The 20,523-nt window shown below is 68.8% G+C and carries 22 protein-coding genes; 13 read left to right on the top strand and 9 right to left on the bottom strand.

Features of this window, described 5'->3' with window-relative positions; all coding sequences use genetic code 11:
* Window positions 1-85: 85 nt before the first annotated feature.
* A complete protein-coding gene (locus SK854_RS43460; protein ID WP_319981026.1) occupies window positions 86-2,050 on the top strand; it encodes a putative bifunctional diguanylate cyclase/phosphodiesterase in 1,965 nt (654 codons plus the stop codon).
* Here the strand turns inward: SK854_RS43460 and SK854_RS43455 are convergent.
* The 4 genes from SK854_RS43455 to SK854_RS43440 form a co-directional block, all read right to left on the bottom strand.
* A complete protein-coding gene (locus tag SK854_RS43455; RefSeq protein ID WP_319981025.1) occupies window positions 2,037-3,368 on the bottom strand; it encodes a M28 family peptidase in 1,332 nt (443 codons plus the stop codon). The genes SK854_RS43460 and SK854_RS43455 overlap by 14 nt on opposite strands.
* Window positions 3,369-3,422: 54 nt before the next feature.
* Window positions 3,423-4,442, bottom strand: coding sequence for a YbaB/EbfC family nucleoid-associated protein (locus SK854_RS43450; RefSeq protein ID WP_319981024.1), 1,020 nt, complete (start codon window positions 4,440-4,442; stop codon window positions 3,423-3,425).
* Between the two features lie 129 nt (window positions 4,443-4,571).
* Window positions 4,572-5,867, bottom strand: coding sequence for a PepSY-associated TM helix domain-containing protein (locus tag SK854_RS43445; RefSeq protein WP_319981023.1), 1,296 nt, complete (start codon window positions 5,865-5,867; stop codon window positions 4,572-4,574).
* A gap of 63 nt (window positions 5,868-5,930) precedes the next feature.
* Window positions 5,931-6,443, bottom strand: coding sequence for a hypothetical protein (locus tag SK854_RS43440; RefSeq protein WP_319981022.1), 513 nt, complete (start codon window positions 6,441-6,443; stop codon window positions 5,931-5,933).
* A gap of 72 nt (window positions 6,444-6,515) precedes the next feature.
* Between SK854_RS43440 and SK854_RS43435 the strand changes: the two genes are divergently transcribed.
* Window positions 6,516-6,908 carry a GNAT family N-acetyltransferase gene (locus tag SK854_RS43435; protein WP_319981021.1) on the top strand — a complete coding sequence of 131 codons (393 nt, stop codon included), beginning with the start codon at window positions 6,516-6,518 and terminating at the stop codon, window positions 6,906-6,908.
* On the opposite strand, the gene SK854_RS43430 is transcribed toward SK854_RS43435, so the two are convergent.
* Entirely contained in the window at window positions 6,905-7,213 is a 309-nt protein-coding gene (locus tag SK854_RS43430) for a hypothetical protein (protein ID WP_319981020.1), read from the bottom strand. The two genes, SK854_RS43435 and SK854_RS43430, sit on opposite strands and share 4 nt — an antisense overlap.
* Window positions 7,214-7,228: 15 nt before the next feature.
* Entirely contained in the window at window positions 7,229-7,801 is a 573-nt protein-coding gene (locus SK854_RS43425; protein ID WP_319981019.1) for a PadR family transcriptional regulator, read from the bottom strand.
* A 56-nt stretch (window positions 7,802-7,857) separates the two neighbouring features.
* On the opposite strand from SK854_RS43425, the gene SK854_RS43420 reads away from it, so the two are divergent.
* Complete coding sequence (locus SK854_RS43420; protein ID WP_319981018.1) at window positions 7,858-8,250, top strand: nuclear transport factor 2 family protein; 393 nt, start codon at window positions 7,858-7,860, stop codon at window positions 8,248-8,250.
* Here the strand turns inward: SK854_RS43420 and SK854_RS43415 are convergent.
* On the bottom strand, window positions 8,247-8,966 hold the full coding sequence (locus tag SK854_RS43415) for a class I SAM-dependent DNA methyltransferase (RefSeq protein WP_319981017.1): 720 nt from the start codon (window positions 8,964-8,966) through the stop codon (window positions 8,247-8,249). The two genes, SK854_RS43420 and SK854_RS43415, sit on opposite strands and share 4 nt — an antisense overlap.
* Window positions 8,967-8,997: 31 nt before the next feature.
* Window positions 8,998-9,468: a nucleotidyltransferase domain-containing protein gene (locus tag SK854_RS43410; RefSeq protein WP_319981016.1), complete on the bottom strand. Its 471-nt coding sequence runs from the start codon at window positions 9,466-9,468 to the stop codon at window positions 8,998-9,000.
* Between the two features lie 189 nt (window positions 9,469-9,657).
* Between SK854_RS43410 and add the strand changes: the two genes are divergently transcribed.
* The 6 genes from add (at window position 9,658) to SK854_RS43380 (ending at window position 14,953) form a co-directional block, all read left to right on the top strand.
* Window positions 9,658-10,665: an adenosine deaminase gene (gene add, locus SK854_RS43405; protein WP_319981015.1), complete on the top strand. Its 1,008-nt coding sequence runs from the start codon at window positions 9,658-9,660 to the stop codon at window positions 10,663-10,665.
* An 86-nt stretch (window positions 10,666-10,751) separates the two neighbouring features.
* Entirely contained in the window at window positions 10,752-11,621 is an 870-nt protein-coding gene (locus tag SK854_RS43400; RefSeq protein ID WP_319981014.1) for an SGNH/GDSL hydrolase family protein, read from the top strand.
* Between the two features lie 84 nt (window positions 11,622-11,705).
* Window positions 11,706-12,623: a helix-turn-helix transcriptional regulator gene (locus SK854_RS43395; protein WP_319981013.1), complete on the top strand. Its 918-nt coding sequence runs from the start codon at window positions 11,706-11,708 to the stop codon at window positions 12,621-12,623.
* A gap of 92 nt (window positions 12,624-12,715) precedes the next feature.
* Complete coding sequence (locus SK854_RS43390) at window positions 12,716-13,084, top strand: STAS domain-containing protein (RefSeq protein WP_319981012.1); 369 nt, start codon at window positions 12,716-12,718, stop codon at window positions 13,082-13,084.
* Between the two features lie 11 nt (window positions 13,085-13,095).
* Window positions 13,096-14,361 (top strand): tannase/feruloyl esterase family alpha/beta hydrolase, encoded by a 1,266-nt coding sequence (locus tag SK854_RS43385; RefSeq protein WP_319981011.1) that lies wholly within the window; start codon window positions 13,096-13,098, stop codon window positions 14,359-14,361.
* Between the two features lie 52 nt (window positions 14,362-14,413).
* On the top strand, window positions 14,414-14,953 hold the full coding sequence (locus SK854_RS43380; RefSeq protein ID WP_319981010.1) for an O-acetyl-ADP-ribose deacetylase: 540 nt from the start codon (window positions 14,414-14,416) through the stop codon (window positions 14,951-14,953).
* A 37-nt stretch (window positions 14,954-14,990) separates the two neighbouring features.
* On the opposite strand, the gene SK854_RS43375 is transcribed toward SK854_RS43380, so the two are convergent.
* Complete coding sequence (locus tag SK854_RS43375) at window positions 14,991-15,983, bottom strand: LacI family DNA-binding transcriptional regulator (protein ID WP_319981009.1); 993 nt, start codon at window positions 15,981-15,983, stop codon at window positions 14,991-14,993.
* Window positions 15,984-16,107: 124 nt separating this feature from the next.
* Here SK854_RS43375 and SK854_RS43370 point away from each other — a divergent pair, with 124 nt between their 5' ends.
* The 4 genes from SK854_RS43370 to SK854_RS43355 are packed head-to-tail and all read left to right on the top strand — an operon-like array spanning window position 16,108 to window position 20,518.
* A complete protein-coding gene (locus SK854_RS43370; protein ID WP_319981008.1) occupies window positions 16,108-17,148 on the top strand; it encodes an ABC transporter substrate-binding protein in 1,041 nt (346 codons plus the stop codon).
* On the top strand, window positions 17,138-18,628 hold the full coding sequence (locus tag SK854_RS43365; protein WP_319981007.1) for a sugar ABC transporter ATP-binding protein: 1,491 nt from the start codon (window positions 17,138-17,140) through the stop codon (window positions 18,626-18,628). The genes SK854_RS43370 and SK854_RS43365 overlap by 11 nt, the downstream gene beginning before the upstream one ends.
* Window positions 18,609-19,553 carry an ABC transporter permease gene (locus tag SK854_RS43360; RefSeq protein ID WP_319981006.1) on the top strand — a complete coding sequence of 315 codons (945 nt, stop codon included), beginning with the start codon at window positions 18,609-18,611 and terminating at the stop codon, window positions 19,551-19,553. Before SK854_RS43365 ends, SK854_RS43360 begins: the two co-directional genes overlap by 20 nt.
* Complete coding sequence (locus SK854_RS43355; RefSeq protein ID WP_319981005.1) at window positions 19,550-20,518, top strand: ABC transporter permease; 969 nt, start codon at window positions 19,550-19,552, stop codon at window positions 20,516-20,518. Before SK854_RS43360 ends, SK854_RS43355 begins: the two co-directional genes overlap by 4 nt.
* Window positions 20,519-20,523: the final 5 nt, after the last annotated feature.

Raw genomic sequence — 20,523 nt, 5'->3', positions numbered from 1 at the left:
GGTGGCACGAGGTGTCGGCTTGCGTGCGATCCTTTGGCTGCGTACCAATAGCACCTTCGCAAGGACGCGACGTGAGGCTTTGTAGATGCTGTCCAACTGGGTCGAGACTCGCACGACCGTGCAGACGACCGTCGTCAGCCTGACGATCGGCCTCGCCGCGTTGGCGGGCCTCGCGCTGTGGACGAACCTCAGCATGCAGCGCGCCGCCACGCACCTGCACGAACTGAACGAGACGAGCGACCACTGGGGTCTGGTCGTCCAGAACGTCGACGTCGCCGACCACGCGCTCACCGACTACGTCAGGTCCGGCACACCGGTGATGAGCCAGCCCGTCGCGACCGCCGCCGGTGCCGCCGACGAGAGCCTGCGCTGGCTGCGCGACCACGGTGCGCCGGCCGACGTCCGTGCCGCCAGGATCGTCGGCGATCTCTACGGCGACTACAGCGGTCTGCTGCGCGAGACGGTCGCGGCGGGCGATCGCGGTGACACCACGGCCGCGTTGCAGAAGGCGGACCAGGCCGAGCTGACGCTGGTGTCGTTGCGCAAACAGCTCTCCACGGTCGTGCAGCTCAAACGCCTGGAGACGACCGATTACCTGCGTGCCGCGGAGATGCGGAACGGCAACCTCCGCATCGCCGCCCTCGTCGCGTTCGTCATCGACCTGGGACTGGTGGGGCTGTGCGGCGTCGTGCTGCTCGGCCACCGCCGCAAGATCCTCCGCCAGGCCGCCAGGAGCGAACACGAGGCGATGCACGACGCGTTGACCGGCCTGGCCAACCGCACGCTGCTGACCCAGCGCACCGCGCAGGCGATCCGCCGCAGCAACCAGACGGGCGACCCGCTCGGCCTGTTCCTGATCGACCTCAACCGCTTCAAGCCGATCAACGACACCCTCGGCCACGCGTTCGGCGACAAGCTGCTGCAACTGGTCGCCAACCGGCTGACCGGCGCCGTCCGCGACGTCGACACCGTGGCCAGGCTCGGCGGCGACGAGTTCGCGGTCCTGCTGCCGTCGGTGAGCACGTCCGAGAACGCGCTGATCGTCGCCGAACGCGTGCACCGCGCGCTGGACGAAGCCGTCGACCTGGACGGGCTTTCGGTCGACGTCGGCTGCAGCATCGGCGTCGCGCTGTACCCGACCGACTCCGCCGACGCGCACGAACTGCTCAAGCACGCGGACATCGCGATGTACGCGGCCAAGCGCGGCCGCCTCAGCACGTCCGTCTACGAGCCGGGCCTGGACGAGCACCACGCCGCCCAGCTCACCGTGATCAGCGACCTGCGCCGCGCCCTCGACCAGTGCGAGCTCGTCCTGCACTACCAGCCGAAAGCCGACCTGCGCAGCGGTGAGGTCTGCGGCGCCGAGGTCCTGTGCCGCTGGCAGCACCCGGTCCACGGCCTGCTGGGCCCGGACAGGTTCATCCCGGCCGCCGAGGAGACCGGCCTGATCGAACCGCTCACGCAGTACGTGCTCGACCACGCGCTGGCCCAGTGCCAGGCCTGGCACCTCGCCGGCTGGGACGTCCCGATCTCGGTCAACGTCGGCGCACAATGCCTGCACGACATGACGTTCCCCGAGCAGGTCGCCGCCGCGCTGAAACACCACGGCCTCGACGCCGCCGTGCTCACGCTGGAGATCACCGAAAGCGCGATCATCGCCGATCCGCACCGCGCGACCGACGTGCTGACGCGCCTGCGGGAACTGGGCGTGCGGCTGTCCATCGACGACTTCGGCACGGGCTACTCGTCCATCGCCTACCTGCGCACGATGCCGGTGCACGAGATGAAGATCGACCGCTCGTTCACCACGAACATGCGCACGGACGCGTCCAGCGGCGCGATCACCCGCTCGTTGCTCGGTCTCGCGCACAACCTGGAGCTGGAGGTCGTGGCCGAGGGCGTCGAGGACGAGGAGACGTGGGACGTCCTCGCCGCCCTGGGCTGCGACATCGTGCAGGGGTACTGCCTGAGCAAACCGTTGCCGGCGGACGAGTTCGTCACGTGGCTGCGGGATCGGACGCTCGCCGAACTGGTCGTTACCGCAGACTAGCCAGCTTGTAGGCCGCCGCCCCGATCAGCTCCAGCGACACCTGCAACCGTTCCAGGCTGATGTTGTCGCGGATCGTGTCCTCCGGCGTGTGGTAGATCGGCTCCAGCTGCGCAGGCCCGCCCTCGCCGCGCCAGCTGAAGTTCGCCGACGCCAGACCCTTCTCGTGGAACGGCACGTGGTCGCTCGACCCGCGCGCCACCGGTCCGTGCACCCGCGGGTCGTAGCCGAGCCTTTGTGCCGCAGCACGAACGTTGGCCGTCGTCGCGTTGTCGGCGCCGTCCACGGACAGCAGCCAGTAGGCCGTCGCCGGGTCGTGGCTGGTGGCGACCATGTCGTTCTGGAACACGCCCTTGATCCGGGCGAGCTCCTCGGGCGGCAGCTGCGAGACGTAGTGCCGCGATCCGAGCAGTCCCTGCTCCTCCGAACCCCACAGCGCGAACCGCAGTGCCTTGTTCGTCGGCAGATAACGCAGAACGCGCGCCAGCTCCAGGCACAGGACCGTGCCGCTGCCGTCGTCGTTGGCGCCCGGCGAGCCCGGCACGGTGTCGTAGTGCGCGGTGACCATCACGACCCCGTTGTCACGCCACGGGAACGTCGACGGCCGGTCCGCGATCACGTTGTACGACGTGAGGTTCGGGTGGTGCACGGTGCTGATCGTCAGCTCGCCGGAACCCTGGGCGCGCAGCTTCTCCGTGTGCACCTGGGCCAGGCCGATCACCGGCACGGCGACGTCGCGGTCGAGGGTGGGGGAGAAGGCGCTGGACTTGCCGGCCGTCGCGGAGATGCGGCCGAGGACCACCGCGACCGCGCCGCGTTCGATCGCCGCGTGCGTGGGCGCGGATCCGGCGGGAGCGTTGACGTAGAACGCGATCTTGCCGGTCAGATCCGGCAACTGGCCGTCGGTGACCTCGACGAACGGGGCTTTGACGGTGACGCCGAGTCTGCCGAACCGGGAGGCGCCGGCCTGCCACTGGCCGTTGACGTCGGCGAGGTACTTGTCCGGAACGGTGAACGGCTGCGTCGTCACCTGGTACCGCAACGCCTTGAGCTCGCGGACGAGGTAGTCGCGCGCCCGGTGCTCGGACGCGGTACCGCCGATGCGCGGCCCGATCCTGTCGCTCAGGACCTTGAGGTGTTCGAGCGCGCGGCGTGCCCGAACCCTTGCCACGACGGGGAAATCGCCGAGGTCGAGGTCCGGTGCGTGTGAGGCGCCCGGCCGTTGCTCGGTGGCCGCGAGCGCGCCCGCGGGATTGGCCACCACGGCGGCCACCCCGGCCGCCGCCGCGAAGAAGTCACGTCTGCGCAAGTCGTCCCCCATCTCCCGAAGTTGCCAGGCCGAACGTAGGCAGGGCGACGGGGGCGGGACAAGCGACTAGTGGCTGGCTTTCACCATGTGGTCGTCGGAGTGCTCGATGACCAGGTCCTGCACCTGTTTGCGCGCGTCCGCCCGCGCCTTCTGGACGCACGCCATCAGCTGTGCCGCGAGCACTTCCGGTTCGAGCTGGCGCACTTCGGGGCTCAACATGATGCCCGTCGTGAGGCCGTTCGAGTCGACGGTGACGCTGATGCCGCCGCGAGTGGCCTCGCCGCTGACCGCCGCGAGCAGCCCGACCAGGTCGAGGTAGCGGCGCTGCTCGCGTTCGGCGGTGGCGTCGCGGCGCTCCTCCCACCACGTGATCCGGCGGCGCAGCAACGCCTGCGCGGTCGCCGGGTCGGCCACGGGAATCGTCCACGAGCCGGACGCGGTGTGCAGCACGATGGCGTTCGCCTGCGCTGTCACGCGGAGGACGCGGGCGAACGAGACCCCCGCGTCGACCCGGGAACCGTGGCGGGTGGTCCAGTCGACGCGGTCAGTGCCGATCATCACCCGCGTCCCGTCGCCGACCAGCACGAGCGGGAACGCCGTCGAGCCGAGTTCGAGGACGGGAGCCGAGAGCAGCGAGCGATGGGCCAGCCGGGCGAGCGCGCTCGCGGATCCCGCGCCGAGCACTCCGGCCGCGCACAACGCCTTCACCGCGATCGCCGCGCCGGGACTGAGCCGCAACGCGATGCCCGAGCCCGGCAGCACGCCGAGCACGAGCTGCGCCGAGGTCATCAGGGTGGTGGCGGGCAGCCACGAGTGCGGGTCGCTCAACCCGTTGCGCCGCAACCAGGTCAGCAACGCCCACGCGCACGCCGCCGCGGCGACGGCCGGAATCGCCGACCACCACGGCATGATCCGCTGCCCGGCCGAGGTCATCCCGGCGAGCACGATGCAGACGATGCCGATGGCGACCGGCAGGACGCCGGCGGAGAGCAGGAGCAACGTCCTCGTGCGGCGCCATCGCGCGGCCAGCGCGTGCACGACCTGAGGATCGTTGATCAGGGGGATGGCGTGGGGAATGAGAGTCATTCGGGCACCCCTCGTCAGCTCTCCGCCGCCACCTCGTGTGACGTGCGGGCCGACCAGACTTCCCGGCTCACCTGGGCATTAATATGCCGTAAATGTCCAGATCAGGCAAGTCTTGTCCACAGTGGACGGTCAGGAGGCCGCGGTTTTCGACCGCCTTCCCAGCAGGACGTCGATGGCCAGGAAGGCCACCAGGCTGACGCCGAGCAACGGCACGAACCACCCGACGAGCAGCGTCGCGAGGCCGAGCCCGACCAACGCGCCGGGAGGTGCCTTGCGCCACTGGCCGCGCGGCGTCGGACGGCCGAACCCGCTGGTGGGCCTGCGCTTCCACCACATGCGGTAGCCGAGTACGACCAACGCGACCAGTCCGCCGCCGACGAGCAGCAGCAGGAGCTGGTTGGGCCACCCGAAGAGCACGCCCATGTGCGCGTCGATGCCCCACCTCGTGAGCTTCGCGCCCAGCGGGAAGTCGGCGAACTTGAGCGTGCTGACCACCTCGCCGCCGTGGACCGCGACGGCGTCACCCTGGCTGGGCAGGCCCTTCTCGATCTCGGCCACCTTCCACGCGCCGCCGGACTCCAGGGGCAGGCTCACCTCGACCGCCTTCGCGTCGATGCCTGACAGCTTCGCGGCGCCGAACACGGTGTCGATCTCGCTGTGACCGCCCGCGGACGAGCTGCTCGAACCGTGGTCGCCGTGGCTTTCGCCGGCACCGGGCATCGTCAACGTCGGCGTGGACCAGCCGATGGCCGTGCGCAGCATGGCGACGTTCTCACCGGCGTAGGCCGACCAGGTGAGACCCGTGGCGGACAGGAACAACGCGCCGGCCAGCACCCAGACGCCGATCAGTCCGTGCGTCTTGATGCGCTTGCTGTTGCGCGCCCGGGAGATCCAGAGGACCAGCCCGCCCAGTGCGACGACCCACAGCCAGGAGGCGGCGAGTTCGCTGTAGAGACGGCCGGGTTCGCCGAGCATCAGGTTGCGGTGCAACTGATCCAGCGTCGTGCGCAGAGGTAGCACGCCGCTCGACCCGTAGACGACGAGATCACCGGTGACGCGTCCGGTGCCGGGATCGACGAAGACCGCGCGGCGTTCCGACTCGCCCAGGCCCTTCTCGGAGAACAGAACCCTCGTCGTGGCACCGGGTTCCGGAGCGGGCCGGACCGCGACGAGCGAGCCCTGGGGCGAGGTCGCGAGCGCGGCGTCGACCTGCTTGGACAGCGGAAGTTGTTGCGTGGAAGCGGGAACGCGGAGCTGATCGGAGTAGACCCAGGACTCCAGTTGCGGCGTCAGGGCGTAGAGCACGCCGGTCAGCGAGGCGATGAGGATGAACGGGGCGACGAGCACGCCGGCGTAGAAGTGCAGGCGCAGGAAGAGTCCCCGCCACGCGAACGATGTGCGTGACGGAGCGGCTGTGGTGGTCATGACGCTCCTGGATGGGCGTGAACAGGGGCAGGACCGCTCGATGAGCGGACCTGTGAAGGGGATTCAGACCTGTTCGGCCGGAGGACCGCGCCACGACAGCACGTCCAGGAAGACGATCGCGGTCGGCGCGAGCGAGGGCGTGGCGACGACCAGGGGAGCGGTGGCGGGCAGGACGGCGAGCCTGCGGGGGAGAGTTGCCTTGACCGCGCGGGCGAGCGTGAGGATCGAGCGTTCGGCCGCGGCCAGCACGACGACCGTCAGTGCCGTGGCCACGACGTGCGAGGCGATCATGCGAGACGGCTCGGCCTCGTGCGCGTGCCGGAACGCGGCGAGCGACACCAGGACGTGCATCGCGAGCTGCCCGCCGCCGATCAGCAGGAGCAGCCGCTGCCAGGTCAGCTCGTGCCGGGCGAACCCGGTCGTCGCCCACGTCAGCAGCGCGACCAGCGAGAAGAGCAGCCCCGCGTCGGGTAACTGACCGTCCGCGCTGGAGTGCGCGAGAACCGCGAGCGTGCCGTTGACGATGCCGACGGCAGCACAGCGCGCACGGCGCAGCGGAGCGGTCGGCAGGGGCACGACCAGCAGCTTAGCGACCGAATTGGGAGAAACCACCCTACGGATTTCCCGCAGGTGCGGTTCAATGCGGCGATGATCACTTATCGCACTGATCTCCACGGACTGACGGAGGACGATCTGGCCGGGTTCTTCGTGGGCTGGCCCACGCCGCCGTCACCCGCCCAGCACCTCGCCGTGCTGCGCGGGAGCTATCGCGTGGTGATCGCGCGTTCCCAGGACGACGTCGTCGGTTTCGTGAACATGATCAGCGACGGCGTGCTGACGGCGTTCATCCCGTGGCTGGAGGTGCGGCCGGAGTTCCAGGGCCAGGGCATCGGCACGGAGCTGATGCGGCGGATCGCGGCCGAGGCCGCGCACTTCTACTCGGTGGACCTCGTGTGCGACGACGAGTTGCGTCCGTACTACGAGCGGCTTGGCATGATCACGCTGACGGGGATGGGATTCCGCAACCGCGCCGCGATCTAGATGCCTTCGAGGTCCAGGGTCTGCTGGTGCGGGCCGCCGGTGAACGAGCTGGTGAGCAGGCCTGCGCTTCGGCACCGCCCGCACGTCACCGGTGACGTCGTCGCCTTGAACCGGGTGAAGTCCCAGCTGCCCGTGCCGACGTGGCAGCCGGGGCCGGGCACCTCCAGCCCGAGCCAGCCCTGCAACCGCACGGCGTGCACGACGTCGGATCCGTCGAGGTAGCCGTTGAGCCGCCCCGCGAACCGGTGGCGCGCCTCTGCCGCGGGCGCGCTGAGTGCCTCCTGCAAGACCGAAATGCCGTTCATGAACCCGATTCAACCTCACGTGGACGCGTCGAGCCGTGCACCACGCCGCTCCAGCACGGTGAGGCTCCTGGCACACCACCGCACGTTGTCCCGCTCGAAGGACAAGCCGCGCAACAAGGTCAGGTACGGACCGACCCGTTCGGCCGTGGCCAGGAACTCGTCCTCGTCCACCCCGCCGAGCAACTTGGCGCGCAGTCGTTCGTAGCGCTGGATCTTCGCCTCGGCCCATTGCTTGCGTTCGCGGATCGAGGACTTCACCGCCTCGACGTCACCGGAGTCCGCCGCCAGCACCGCGACCAGCAGCTCGTCCCGGATCGCGGTGGGCTTGTGCGGCGCGGCCGTGAACCTCGTCAGCTCCTCGCGTCCCGCCGGCGTCAACGAGAAGAGGCGCTTGTTCGGCCGGCGTTCCTGCTCGACCGTCCTGGCCGTGATCAGCCCGTCGGTCTCCATCCGGTCGAGCTCCCGGTAGAGCTGCTGCGGCGTGCAGATCCAGAAGTTCGCCACGGACGCGTCGAACGCCTTGGCCAGGTCGTAGCCGGACGACTCGCCGTCGAGCAGGGCGGCCATCACGGCATTGCGCAGCGACATAGCAGCAGGTTACGGTGCTTCGACCTAGTCAACAAGTTGAGTATGCGAGGGTCCACGTGAACGCATTCCGCAAGGCGGTCGAGGCACGCGACACCGAGGCGATGGCGGCGTGCCTGGCCGACAACGTCGTGTTCACCAGCCCCGTCGCGTTCGCGCCCTACCCCGGCAAGCCGCTCACCGCCGCGATCCTGCGCGGCGTGATGCGGGTGTTCGAGAACTTCCGCTACGAGCGCGAGATCATCGACGGCCGCAACCACGCGCTGGTGTTCCGGACCGAGGTGGGCGGCAAGGAGATCCAGGGGTGCGACTTCCTGCATCTCAACGAAGACGGCCTGATCGACGAGTTCACCGTCATGGTGCGCCCGCTGTCCGGCGCCCAGGCCCTGTCCGAGGCCATGGCGGCCCAGTTCGAGCAGATCAAGGCTGAGGCGCTCGAAGCGATGAACTAGCGGCGTTCGTACACGCTCACGTGCCGCTTGCTGTCCGCGACGAACGGCTCGCCGTTCCAGCCACCGTGGCGTTCACGCAACCGCAGCCCCGCGATGCGTGCCATGAGGTCGAACTCGGAGGGGTAGGCCTGCCGGGTCTTGATCGGGCCGAACCGGATGCCGTCCGCGCTGATGCGCACGTGGTTCTCGTCGAGGATCTGGGTGACCGGGTCGAAGCGGTTGACGTCGAGCCGGACGTGGTCGACCTCCACGGCTTCCACGTCGATGAACTGGTGACGCGGGCGCGCCACCCAGCTGGGCAGGCCGCACTCGACCACGAACACGCCGTCCGGGGCGAGATGCCGTGCCGCGTTCTCGAAGCAGCGGACCTGGTCGTCCTGGGTGAGCAGGTTCGTGATCGTGTTGTAGACCAGGTACACCAGCGGGTACGTGCGGCCGGTGCCGACCGTGGACATGTCGCCCATCGTCACGTCGACGTCCTGGCCGCCGGGCTTTTCCCGCATGCGCGCCACCATGTCCGGCGACAGCTCGATGCCGTCCACCTCGACACCGGCGTCTACGAGCGGCAACGCGATGCGGCCGGTGCCGATCGCGAACTCCAGCGCGGACTTGCCGAACGCGGCGAGGAACCGCACGGTGTCGGCCTCGTCCCCGCGGGGCTCGTTGTCGTAGGTGCTTGCCGTTTCAGGGCCGAAACTCGGGTTGAATCCCTTCACCCGTCCCACGCTAGCCACGTTGCCAACCGGTTTATCTGACCAAGCCGCGCAGCAGGGCCAGATCGTGCAGATCCCGTTCGCGTGGCTCGTATCCCTGATGGAAGAACACCTGCTGCTCGGCAGAAAGGCACCGCACGGTGGTACCGAGGATCGTCCCGGTGACGAAGCACGAGGCGGGGTAGCGGAACGGCTCGCCCGGCGTCAGCGAGGACTGTTCGGCGCTGCCGTCCTCCGCGTACCGCAAGGGATGCAGGTCGATCTCGCGGCCCTCGTGGTCCGTGACCACGAATCGCACCGGGCGCCACGACAGTGTTTCCTCGAACCCCTGTGCCGCCAGGGCTTCGAGGATCCGCGGCTCCTGCTCCTCGCGGTGCATGAGGTCGAGGTCGCCGTGCGGGCGGGTCTGCCTGCCCACCAGCGCGTCGATGCCCCAGCCACCGCCGACGCAGACGTCGAAGCCGTCGAGCGCCGCCAGGACTTCCACCACCTCTTCCCCGGTCACGCGCTACAGCGTGCAAGTGGGACGGCCGAGGCGCCACCGAGTTTCGTCCGGCGCTGCTAGGTTGAAGGTCGTGCCGGACTTCAAGCTGCCGCTCTACGGCGCTGACACCGAACGTGGCGACCTCGCTCCCTGAGTCGCCTCGCTCCTCCGCCACACCTCTCACCTTCGTCTTGCACAGGGAGCTTTGCCATGCGTTCGTTCGTCCACGCGCTGCCCAAGGTCGAGTTGCACGTCCACCTCGTCGGATCGGCCGGCGTCGACACCGTCCTGGAACTCGCCCGGCGCCACCCGGAGGCCGGCGTGCCCACCGAGCGCGCCGAACTGGAGCGCTTCTACACGTTCCGGGACTTCGACCACTTCCTGAAGGTGTACTGGGCGGTCCAGTCGATGCTGAAGGGCCGCGCCGACATCCACACCCTCGTCGTCGGCCTGGCGCGCGAACTGGCCCGGCAGAACGTCCGGTACGCCGAGGTCACCGTCACCCCGTACAACCACATCACGGACGGCATGGCCGGCGACGAACTCCTCGCGGGCCTCGAGTCCGGTCGCGCGGAAGCGGCGGCGCTGGGCGTCGACCTGGCCTGGTGCTTCGACATCCCTGGCGAGAAGGGCCTGGTGGCCGGGCGGGAGACGCTGGCGTTCGCGCTGTCCGAACGTCCTGACGGCCTGGTCTCCTTCGGCCTGGCCGGACCCGAGGCGGGCGTCGGCCGTGCCCAGTTCGCGCCCTTCTTCGCCGCGGCAAGGGATGCGGGCCTGCACAGCGTGCCGCACGCGGGGGAGACCACCGGCCCGGAGACCGTCTGGTCCGCGGTGCGGGACCTGCGGGCCGAACGGATCGGCCACGGCACGAGCTGCGTCGATGACCCGGCGTTGATGGAACACCTGGTGCTGAAGGGGATTCCGCTGGAGGTCTGCCCGACGTCCAACGTCCGCACGCGACAGGTCGCGTCGATCGAGGCGCATCCGGTGCGGCAGATGCTCGACGCCGGTGTCGTGGTCACGCTGAACACCGACGACCCGCCGTTCTTCGGTGCCACGCTCGAAGGCGAGTACCTGGCGGTGGCCACCGCGTTCGATCTCACGCCCGCGCAGGTCGCGACGCTGGCGGAGAACGCCGTGCTGGCCTCGTTCCTGCCCGGTGGCCGCAAGACGTCGTTGCTGGAGGAGATCGCGGACGTGCTGGCCTCCGCCGGGTAGTCCGGTCGTTGCATCTCGTTTGGCGGCGTCCGACCCGCAGGTTCGGGCAGTATTGGCGGCGCAACGACATCGATATCGGGGGTCCTGTGAAAAGAACGATTGTTGTCTTAACAGCGGTTCTGGCCGCTCTGGGGATCGCTCCCACGGCCAACGCGGGCTATTCCACCTCGCTTGTGGTACTCGGCGACTCGTACGCGTCGGGCACGGGAGCAGGCTCCTACCAGGACGGAACGGCCGGGAACTGCTGGCGCAGCAACAACTCCTACGGTGAGCAGGTGGCAGCCCGCCTGCGTGCGGAGGGCAGGCTCGGCTCGTTCGCGAACGTGAGCTGCAGTGGCGCCGCCACCGCGGACTTCTCCCGTCCCTTCAAGGACCGTCCGGCCCAGCTGGACGCCCTGAAGCGCGACACGAACCTGGTGCTGCTCACCGTCGGCACCAACGACATCGACTACGCGACGTACGGCGGCATCTGCATCCAGGCCGACTGCACGGGGGCGCCGACCGAGGCGATCCTGGCGAGGCTGCCGCAGATGGAGCTCAACGTCACCGCCCTGCTCACCGAGATCGACAAGCGCAGCCCGCGTGCGCGAGTCGTCGTCGTGGGTTACGGCCGTCAGGTGTCCACTTCGGACAACCCGGACGGTGTCGCGCTCGACCCGATCTGCGGCGAGGGAATCCTCACCACCGCGGAACGCGCCCAGGGCAACCAGGTGGCCGACGGCATCGACGCCACCCTGCGTTCCGCCGTGACCAAGGCGGCCCACCAGGGCGTCAGGGCCACGTTCGCCAGTCCGTTCTCCCGCCCCGGCACGTTCGACGGCCACGCGCTGTGCGAGTCGGGCACCCCGTTCCTGCGCGGGTTCGACGCGCTGGCACCGGGCCAGGAGGGGCCGGAAGCCGTGTTCCACCCGAACCAGCAGGGACAGACCGCCCTGGCCTCGCTCGTCAGGGCCTAGCCGGTGACGGTTGCTTCCGCCCGCTCATCGGGTGAGCGGAAGCAACCGTCTTGGCGATGGACACCGGCGAGACGGACGAGGATCGTGCAGCACGTGGAACAGGTCGTCGAGGTGACGGACTTGGACGCGGCGCACGAAGTGTTGAACGCGGCTTACGGCCAGATGCGTCTCAACGCCGGCATCGAGCACCCTCACATGCGGATGTCGTCGCGGATACACGGGGACATCCGGTTCGACGAGTTGCACGGGCACATCTCGCTCGAGGTCAGCGTCGACCCGATGCTGAACTACGTCTTCGGGCACAACGGCGCCGGTGTCGTCTACTACGGTTCGGGTGGCGAGGACCGGTTCTGGCTCCCTGGCGAGGTGTTCCTGAGCGCACCGCCCGAAAGTTCCTTCGTCGGGGCGATCGCCGATCCGAGGTTGTCGACGGTCACGCTGCCCCAGTCGGTGATCGACCAGGTGGTCGACGGCGCGCGGTTCACCAGTTTCCGGCCGGCCTCGCCCCAGGTCGCGGCAGCGTGGTGGTCCACCTGCGTGCATCTGCGTGATGTGGTGCTCCCGAATTTCGAGGACAACCCGCTGGTCGCGGCGAACGCGATCGGCCTGCTGGTGTCCACCACCCTCGCCGCGTTCCCGAACACCACACACGCCGCGCCGACGTCTGCCGACCGGCGTGACGCGCACCCGAGAAGCCTGCGCCGTGCGGTCACGTTCATCGAGGACAACGCCGCGACGGACATCTCCGCGGCCGACATAGCGCGTGCGGCCCGCGTGTCGATCAGGGCGTTGCAGCTCGCTTTCCGCCGCTACCTGGGCACGACGCCGATGGGCTACCTCCGGGGCGTGCGCCTGTCGTGCGCTCATGAAGATCTGAGGGCGGGCAACGGTTCCGTCACCGAGATCGCGGCCCGATGGGGTTACGCCCGTCCGAGCGTCTTCGCCGCGCACTACCGCGCCGCTTACGACATCCCGCCGTCGCAGACCTTGCGGTCGCGCTGAGTTCGTTTTCCCGGCCACAGCTTCGTTTCCGCTGCTATCGTTCGGGCGTCGCGGTGCGGTGAAGTGGTGGCCCGTCTTCGAGGTGAGGCCCGATGACCGCCTGTGAGACCAGCCCGTTCGCCGTGCGGACCGCACGCACCGGCACCCGCTTCACGGCCACCTGCCGGGGCGAGATGGACATGACGACGTGCGACCTGCTCTTCGCCGCCGTGCTGCCCGGCATCACCGACACCACCACCGACCGCGTCTCGGTGGACCTGGCGGAGGTGACGTTCCTGTCCGCGAGCGGCCTGCGCACCCTCCTGCTCCTGCTCTGCGCCGCGCACCACAGCGGCAAGTCGTTCGACCTGCGCCACACCCAGCCCCAGGTTCGCCGAGTGCTGGACCTGTTCGGCTTCACCACCTTCAAAGCGGGCCTTGTGTGGGAGGCAACCATGTCGCCGAGGAGCCGCCACAACTAGCTTGACCAGCTATGTTGCTCCCGCTGGTACTCGTACTCGCGCTCACCCCGCCGACGTCCGCGACGACGGTCCCCGGCGCCGAACATCAGCAACTGACCCACCTCGCCGACCTCACCACGACCGGCCTGGTCACCACCGGCCACACCGACCCGGCCGACTGGGCGGGCCTCACCAGCGCCGCCCTGCCCGTCCCCGCCGCCGTGCCGGGAATCCAGATCGACGGCTACTTCCCGGACACCTCGCGCACCAACACCAACCACGGCTGGCACGACTCCCAGTTCGTGGTCAGACTGCCCGACCGCTGGAACGGCGGCCTGGTCGTGACCGGCGCCCCAGGCGTGCGCGAGCAGTACGCCAACGACCGGGCCATCTCCGACTGGGTCCTCTCCCGCGGCTACGCCTTCGCCGCCACCGACAAGGGCAACACCGGCGCCCAGTTCTACCGCGACGGCCGCGCCATGGAGGAGTGGAACCACCGCTTCACCCAGCTCACCATCGCCGCGAAGTCCGTTGTCTCCCAACGCTACGGCCGACCCGTGCGCCGGACGATCGCCACCGGCATCTCCAACGGCGGCTACCTGGTCCGCTGGCAACTGGAGAACCGCCCGCACCTCTACGACGGCGGCGTCGACTGGGAGGGGACACTGTGGACAGTCGCGGGCCCGAACCCGCTGACGTTCCTGCCACCCGTCCTCCGCGCCTACCCGGCCTACCTGGCAGGCGAACCCGGCGCGCACGAGGCGATGGTCGCGGCGGGCTTTCCGGCCGGCACGGAATTCCTCTGGGACTACCACTATCGCTACTACTGGGATCTGACCCAACGGATCTACCGCGAGGAGTTCGATCCCAGGTTCGACGGGGAGTTGGAGGCCGGTGTGCCGTTCTGCGCCCCTGGCAGTGCCGCTTGCGACGCTGACTACTCGTACGTTTCCCGGCGTCGCGTCGCTGGTCCCGCGGTGTCCCGGATCGCGTTGACCGGCAAGGTGAAGCGGCCTTTGCTGACGGTGCACGGGACCTACGACGTGTTGCTGCCGATCAGCCAGGATTCGGACGTGTACGCGGGGATGACGCCTGATCGGCTGCACCGGTACTACCGGGTGGAGCAGGGCACGCACGTGGACGGGCTGGTGGACGCCTATCCGGATCGGCTGCGGCCCCTCGCGCCCTGCCATCGGGCGGCTTTCGTGGCGTTGGAGCAGTGGTTGGACGGGGTGGAGCCGCCTCGGTCGGCGACCCTGCCGCGGCCGGCCGACGTGGCCACCTGTCCGTTGTCGTGATCGCGGGCCCTCTCTCGCCAGGCTCGCGATCACGAACCCGGCACGTGCCCGAATGCGATGGCAGCGCATCCACCGCCGTGATCCAATCGGGGACGTGGCCACCATCGAGTACGTCCTCGGCGACATCACCGAGCAGGAAGTCGACGTGATCGTGAACGCCGCCAACTCCTCCCTGCTGGGCGGCGGGGGAGTGGACGGCGCGATCCACCGCAAGGGCGGCCCGGACATCCTCGCCGACTGCCGCAAACTACGCGCCGGCCACTACGGCGGCGGCCTCAAGACCGGCCAGGCCGTCGCCACCACCGCGGGCCGCCTGCGTGCCACATGGGTCGTGCACACCGTCGGCCCGGTCTGGTCGGCCACCGAAGACCGCTCCGAACTCCTGGCCGACTGCCACCGCAACGCACTCCGCGTGGCAGCCGAACTCAACGCGCACACGATCGCGTTCCCGGCCATCTCCACCGGCATCTACCGCTGGCCCCCGGAAGACGCCGCCAGAATCGCCCACGCCGCCATCAAAGACTCCCCGGTCCCCGTGATCAGGTTCGTCCTGTTCGACCAGCGAACCTACGACGCCTTCGCTCGTCCGTAGTCCGCGAAGACGATGTGGTCCGGGCCGAACGTCACCGTCATCGGGCCACGGTACTTTCCCTCACCTGCAACGAGAACGGGGTTTCGACGTCCTCCAGCGCCGAGTCGCGGGATTCGGCGCGGCGGTGCAGCAGGTCGACGGCGGCGCGGGCGATGGCGCCCTTGTCGGGGGCGACGGAGGTCAGTGACGGGGAGCTGTAGACGCTCTCCTCGTTGTTGTCGAAGCCCACCACCGCGAGGTCTTGGGGCACGCGCACGAAACGTTCGGCTGCCGCTCGCATGGCGCCGATGGCCAGGAGGTCGTTGAAGCAGAACACGGCGTCCGGCGGGTTGCGCAGGTCCAGCAACGTCTTCATCGCGGCGGCGCCGTCCGCGCGGTGGTAGTTCAGCGCCGGCACGACCAGTTCGTCGACGAACGGCAGCGACGCCTCGGCCAGAGCCGCGCGGTAGCCCTCCAGACGCAGGGCAGCGGTGCCGCGGTGGGGGTGGGCGCCGATCGCGGCGATTCGCCGGTGACCCAGCGAGATCAGGTGGCGGACGGCGGCCTGCGCGGCGGCCACGTTGTCGATGCCCACGCGGGAGATCGGGACGTCGATGGCGTGCTCGCCCAGCAGAACGGCGGGGACGGACAGCTGGAAGTCGTCCACCTGCAGCGCTTCCGGGCTCAGGATCGCGGCGTCGACCAGGTGCGGGCCCAGCGACGCCAGCGCGGAACGCTCGCCGGCCAGGGTGCCGAACGTCTGCTCGATGAGCACGTTCCACTCGTGTTCCTGGGCGGCGGCGATGACGAGGCCCGCGAGCTCGGCGAAGTACGGGATCGAGAGTTCGGGCAGGACCAGGGCGATGAAGCCGGTGCGGCCGCGGCGCAGGTTGCGGGCGCCGAGGTTGGGGCGGTAGCCGGTCGCCTCCAACGCCTCCTCGACGCGGCGGCGGTTGTCCGCCTTCACGAACGAGTAGCCGTTGACCACGTTCGACACGGTCTTGACCGAGACGCCCGCCAGGCGAGCGACGTCCTTCAGCGTGGCCAACACAGCCTCCAGAAAAGTACCGGGAAAAGTACCGGGAAGTCCTCAGTCTTTACAACGTTGGAACAACGATGCAAATCTAGCGCCTGAGAGCGCGTCCACGCACAGCCCGCCCGTGTAGGAGCCAACGATGTCTCGCATCCTGCTCATCGCCGTCACCGCCTTGCTCGTGACGGGGTGCACCAGCAGAGAAACCCCGACGACCGCGACCAGTGGAGGCCCCGCCGCGTCTGCCGCGCAGAACCAAAGCGCTGGTCCCGGCTGTGCGCGGAGCAAAACCGGATACCCGCAGGTCGACCTGAAGGGGGCGATGGTCGGCTTCTCCCAGTCGGAGAAGGAAGCGAACCCGTTCCGCACCGCCGAGACGCGGTCGATCGAGGACGAGGCTGCGAAGCGGGGCGTGGAACTGCTGTACACGAACGCGCAGAGCGACCTGAACAAGCAGATCAGCGACATCAAGTCGTTGATCGACCGCGGCGCGAAGCTGCTGATCGTGGCGCCGCTCAACTCCGACGGCCTGCAGCCCGCGTTCGACGCGGCCAAGGCCAAGCAGGTGCCGGTCGTGACGATCGACCGCAAGGTCACCGCGCAGCCGTGCACGGACTACCTCACCTTCATCGGTTCCGACTTCGTCAAGCAGGGTGAACGCGCCGCCCAGCAGATGATCAAGGCGACCGGCGGCACCGGCAAGATCGCGATCCTGCTCGGCGCGTCGGGCAACAACGTCACGGTCGACCGCACCAAGGGCTTCAAGGACGGCATCGCCGGCACCCCCGGCCTCACCGTCGTCGCCGAGCAGACCGGCGAGTTCGACAGGTCCAAGGGCCAGGCCGTGATGGAGCAGCTCATCCAGAGCAACCCGGACATCACCGCCGTCTACGCCGAGAACGACGAGATGGGCGTCGGCGCCGTCACCGCGCTCAAGGCCGCGAACAAGGTGCCGGGCAAGGACGTCAAGGTCGTGTCCATCGACGGCACGCGCAACGCCGTGCAGCTGATCGCGGACGGCAGCTACACCGCCGTGGTCGAGTCCAACCCGCGCTTCGGCCCCCTCGCGTTCGACACGCTGGAGAAGTTCGGCAAGGGCGACGAGATCCCGCAGAACATCGTGATCTCCGACGACGAGTACGACACGACGAACGCGGCGCAGAAGCTCGGCAATGCCTACTGATCCGGTCATCGAGGTCGCCGGCGTCACCAAGACGTTCGCCGGCGTCCAGGCACTCGGCGACGTCGACTTCACGCTCCAGCGCGGCGAGATCCACGCGCTGGTCGGGGAGAACGGCGCCGGCAAGTCCACGCTGATCAAGGTGCTGACCGGCATCCACACCCCGGATGCCGGTCAGATCACCCGGAACGGGCACATCTCCACGATCTACCAGGAGGTGAACCTCGTTCCGCTGATGAGCGTGGCCGCCAACCTGTTCCTGGGCCGCGAGCCGCGCAACCGGTTCGGCCTCATCGACCGCGCCCGCCGCAACGCCGACGCCTCGGAACTCCTCCGGGGCTACGGCATCACGGCGGACGTGAGCAGTCCACTCGGGACGCTCGCGGTCGGCGAGCAGCAGATGGTCGCGCTCGCCAGGGCGGTCGAGGCGAACGCGGACGTCGTGATCATGGACGAACCCACGTCGTCGCTGGAACCACGCGAGGTCGAGACCTTGCTCGGCGTCGTGCGGAAGCTCCACGAAGCGGGCATTTCGATCATCTACGTCAGCCACCGCATGGACGAGCTGTACCGGATCTGCGACACGGTCACGGTCCTGAGAGACGGGCGAAACGTTCACAGTGGTCCTCTCAAGGAACTTCCGCGCATCGAGCTGGTCTCGCTGATGCTCGGCAGGTCGGTCAAGGAGATCGAGAAGCACGGCACCACGGCGTTCGGCGAAGGTCACCACGCCGACACCCAGCCGGTGCTCGAAGCGCGGGACCTGACGAGCAAGCCGCGCATCAACGGCGTGAGCGTGTCGATCAGGCCCGGTGAGGTCGTCGGCCTCGCCGGCCTGCTCGGATCAGGTCGGACCGAGACCGCGAAAGCGATCATCGGCGCGCTTCCGCTCGACGGCGGCACGGTGATCGTCGCGGGCAAACCGGTGTCGCACAACGTGAAATCGGCGATGCGGGCGGGAATCAGCATGCTCGCCGAGGACCGCAAGACCGAGGGAATCATCCCGAACCTGTCCGTGCGCGAGAACATCGTGCTGGCCGCGCTGCCGAGGCTCAGCCGGTTCGGTGTGGTCAGCAGGTCCACCCAGGACCGGATCGTGGACACGTTCGTCAAACGCCTGCGCATCAAGGTGTCCAGCCCCGAGCAGAAGGTCGCGGAGCTGTCCGGCGGCAACCAGCAGAAGGTCCTGCTGGCCAGGTGGCTGTGCACCGAACCCAGGATCCTGCTGCTCGACGAACCGACGCGCGGCATCGACGTCGGCGCCAAGGCGGAAGTGCAGGCGCTGATCGACGAACTCGCGCGGGAAGGCCTGGCGGTGCTGCTGATCAGTTCCGAGCTGGACGAACTGCTCGACGGCGCGGACCGTCTGGTCGTGCTGCGCGACGGATCGGTCGTCGGCGAACTGGAAGGCGACGAGCTCACGAGTGAGCACGTGCTCAAGGCCATTGCGGCGGAGGTGATGGATGACGTCGACAGCCACTAGAGCAGCCACGCGAACGCGCTGGTTGCAGGACAACGGTGTCTACGTCGCCGTTGCCGTGCTGCTGCTGTTCAACGCCCTGTTCACGAGCAACTTCCTGACGCTGGGCAACTTCACCACCCAGCTCGTCCAGGCCGCACCGGTGCTGATCGTCGCGCTGGGCATGGCGCTGGTGATCGGCACCGAGGGTGTCGACCTGAGCGTCGGCGCGGTCATGGCGCTGGCCGCCGCGGTCATCCCGCTCTACCTGGGCGCCGGTCCGCTCGTCGCGATCGTGATGGCGCTCGTCGTCGGTGTGCTCGCGGGAGCGTTCAACGGCTTCCTCGTCGCCAAGGTCGGCATCCAGCCGATCGTCGCCACCCTCGCGCTGCTGGTCGGTGGACGCGGCCTGGCACTGGTCATCGCCGAGGGCCAGCTCGTCCAGTTGCACGACCCGGCGTTCCTGGAGCTCGGCACCGGCGACGTGCTCGGAATCCCCGTCAGCGTGCTGATCGCGGGATTGCTGGCGCTCACAATCGCAGGCTTGACCAACCGCACGACGTTCGGCCGTCAGCTCGTCGCGATCGGCGGCAACCGCAGGGCGGCCACGCTGGCGGGGCTTCCGGTCAACCGGGTGCTGGTCGGCGTCTACGCGATCTGCGGCGTGCTCGCGGCGGTCGCCGGCGTGCTGGCCACCTCGCGGCTCGCCGCCAGCGACCCGGCCGACATGGGCCTGCTCATGGAGCTGTCCGCGATCACCGCCGTGGTCGTCGGCGGAACCCCGTTGACCGGAGGCAAGGTCCGCGTGCTCGGCACGGTGTTCGGCGTGATCCTGATGCAGCTGGTCAGGGCCACCCTGATCAAGCACAACCTGCCGGACTCGATCGCGCAGATGATCCAGGCCGCGATCATCATCGCCGCCGTGTACGTGGCACGGGAGCGCCGATGATCACCACAACCACTCCCTCCGTTCCGAAGGCGGCCGCGCGGACGAAGGTCCTGCAACGCCAGGGCGCCGCCGTCGCGCTCGTGCTGATGGTCGCGGTGTCCTGGCTGGTCTTCCCGCGCTTCGGCAGCCTCGACAACCTGCGCGACCTGGCCCTGCAGGGCTCGTTCCTCGTGGTGATCGCGATCGGCATGACGTTCGTGATCATCACGGGCGGCATCGACCTGTCCGTCGGCTCGCTCTACGCGCTCGGCGGTGTGCTCGCGGCCTGGGGCTCGCAGTACGGGTTCCTGGCGGCGCTCGCACTGCCGTTGGTGGTCTGCGGGTTGATCGGCCTGATCAACGGACTGCTCATAGCCCGCACCAACATGGCGCCGTTCATCGTCACGCTGGCATCGCTGCTGTTCGCCCGCGGCCTTCTGCTCGCGATCACCGACGAGGGCGCCAACACGTACAAGATCCCGGCGGACAGCGCGTTCGTCGAACTGGGGCGCGGCACCGTGCTCGGCTTCGGGTATCCGATCTTCATCGCGGCCGTGCTCGCCGTCCTCGGCGGGATGATCCTGAACCGCACGAGCTTCGGCCAGAACGTGTTCGCGACCGGTGGCGCCGAGCAGTCGGCGATCCTGCTGGGCGTTCCCGTCGCGAAGACCAAGATCCTCGTCTACACGATGAGCGGCACGCTGGCGGGTCTCGCCGGCGCCCTGACCGCCGCTTATCTGCAGTCGGGCGTGACGGTCATCGGCGTCGGCCTCGAACTGGACGCCATCTCGGTCGTCGTCATCGGCGGAACCCTGCTGACCGGTGGCATGGGCACGATCCTCGGCACCGTCATCGGCGTCGGCCTGATCAAGGTCATCCAGAACGTCATCAACCAGATCGGCACGCTCGACAGCAACTACCAGTCGGTGGTCAGCGGCGTGTTCTTGCTCATCGTCGTCGTCCTGCAGCGAATATTGCGAAGATAGGAGAG

The sequence above is a fragment of the Lentzea sokolovensis genome (assembly GCF_033949975.1).
GTDB lineage: Bacteria > Actinomycetota > Actinomycetes > Mycobacteriales > Pseudonocardiaceae > Lentzea > Lentzea sokolovensis.
The sequence above is the reverse complement of the archived record's forward strand: the minus strand, read 5'-3'. Positions and strand labels throughout refer to the sequence as shown.

What these genes read in the sequence shown, in the direction of transcription:
- SK854_RS43460 (WP_319981026.1), top strand. Translation starts at nt 86, where the DNA reads ATGCTGTCCAACTGGGTCGAGACTCGCACGACCGTGCAGACGACCGTC.
- SK854_RS43455 (WP_319981025.1), bottom strand. Translation starts at nt 3,368, where the DNA reads ATGGGGGACGACTTGCGCAGACGTGACTTCTTCGCGGCGGCGGCCGGG.
- SK854_RS43450 (WP_319981024.1), bottom strand. Translation starts at nt 4,442, where the DNA reads ATGACTCTCATTCCCCACGCCATCCCCCTGATCAACGATCCTCAGGTC.
- SK854_RS43445 (WP_319981023.1), bottom strand. Translation starts at nt 5,867, where the DNA reads ATGACCACCACAGCCGCTCCGTCACGCACATCGTTCGCGTGGCGGGGA.
- SK854_RS43435 (WP_319981021.1), top strand. Translation starts at nt 6,516, where the DNA reads ATGATCACTTATCGCACTGATCTCCACGGACTGACGGAGGACGATCTG.
- SK854_RS43430 (WP_319981020.1), bottom strand. Translation starts at nt 7,213, where the DNA reads ATGAACGGCATTTCGGTCTTGCAGGAGGCACTCAGCGCGCCCGCGGCA.
- SK854_RS43425 (WP_319981019.1), bottom strand. Translation starts at nt 7,801, where the DNA reads ATGTCGCTGCGCAATGCCGTGATGGCCGCCCTGCTCGACGGCGAGTCG.
- add (WP_319981015.1), top strand. Translation starts at nt 9,658, where the DNA reads ATGCGTTCGTTCGTCCACGCGCTGCCCAAGGTCGAGTTGCACGTCCAC.
- SK854_RS43390 (WP_319981012.1), top strand. Translation starts at nt 12,716, where the DNA reads ATGACCGCCTGTGAGACCAGCCCGTTCGCCGTGCGGACCGCACGCACC.
- SK854_RS43385 (WP_319981011.1), top strand. Translation starts at nt 13,096, where the DNA reads ATGTTGCTCCCGCTGGTACTCGTACTCGCGCTCACCCCGCCGACGTCC.
- SK854_RS43380 (WP_319981010.1), top strand. Translation starts at nt 14,414, where the DNA reads ATGCGATGGCAGCGCATCCACCGCCGTGATCCAATCGGGGACGTGGCC.
- SK854_RS43370 (WP_319981008.1), top strand. Translation starts at nt 16,108, where the DNA reads ATGTCTCGCATCCTGCTCATCGCCGTCACCGCCTTGCTCGTGACGGGG.
- SK854_RS43365 (WP_319981007.1), top strand. Translation starts at nt 17,138, where the DNA reads ATGCCTACTGATCCGGTCATCGAGGTCGCCGGCGTCACCAAGACGTTC.
- SK854_RS43360 (WP_319981006.1), top strand. Translation starts at nt 18,609, where the DNA reads ATGACGTCGACAGCCACTAGAGCAGCCACGCGAACGCGCTGGTTGCAG.
- SK854_RS43355 (WP_319981005.1), top strand. Translation starts at nt 19,550, where the DNA reads ATGATCACCACAACCACTCCCTCCGTTCCGAAGGCGGCCGCGCGGACG.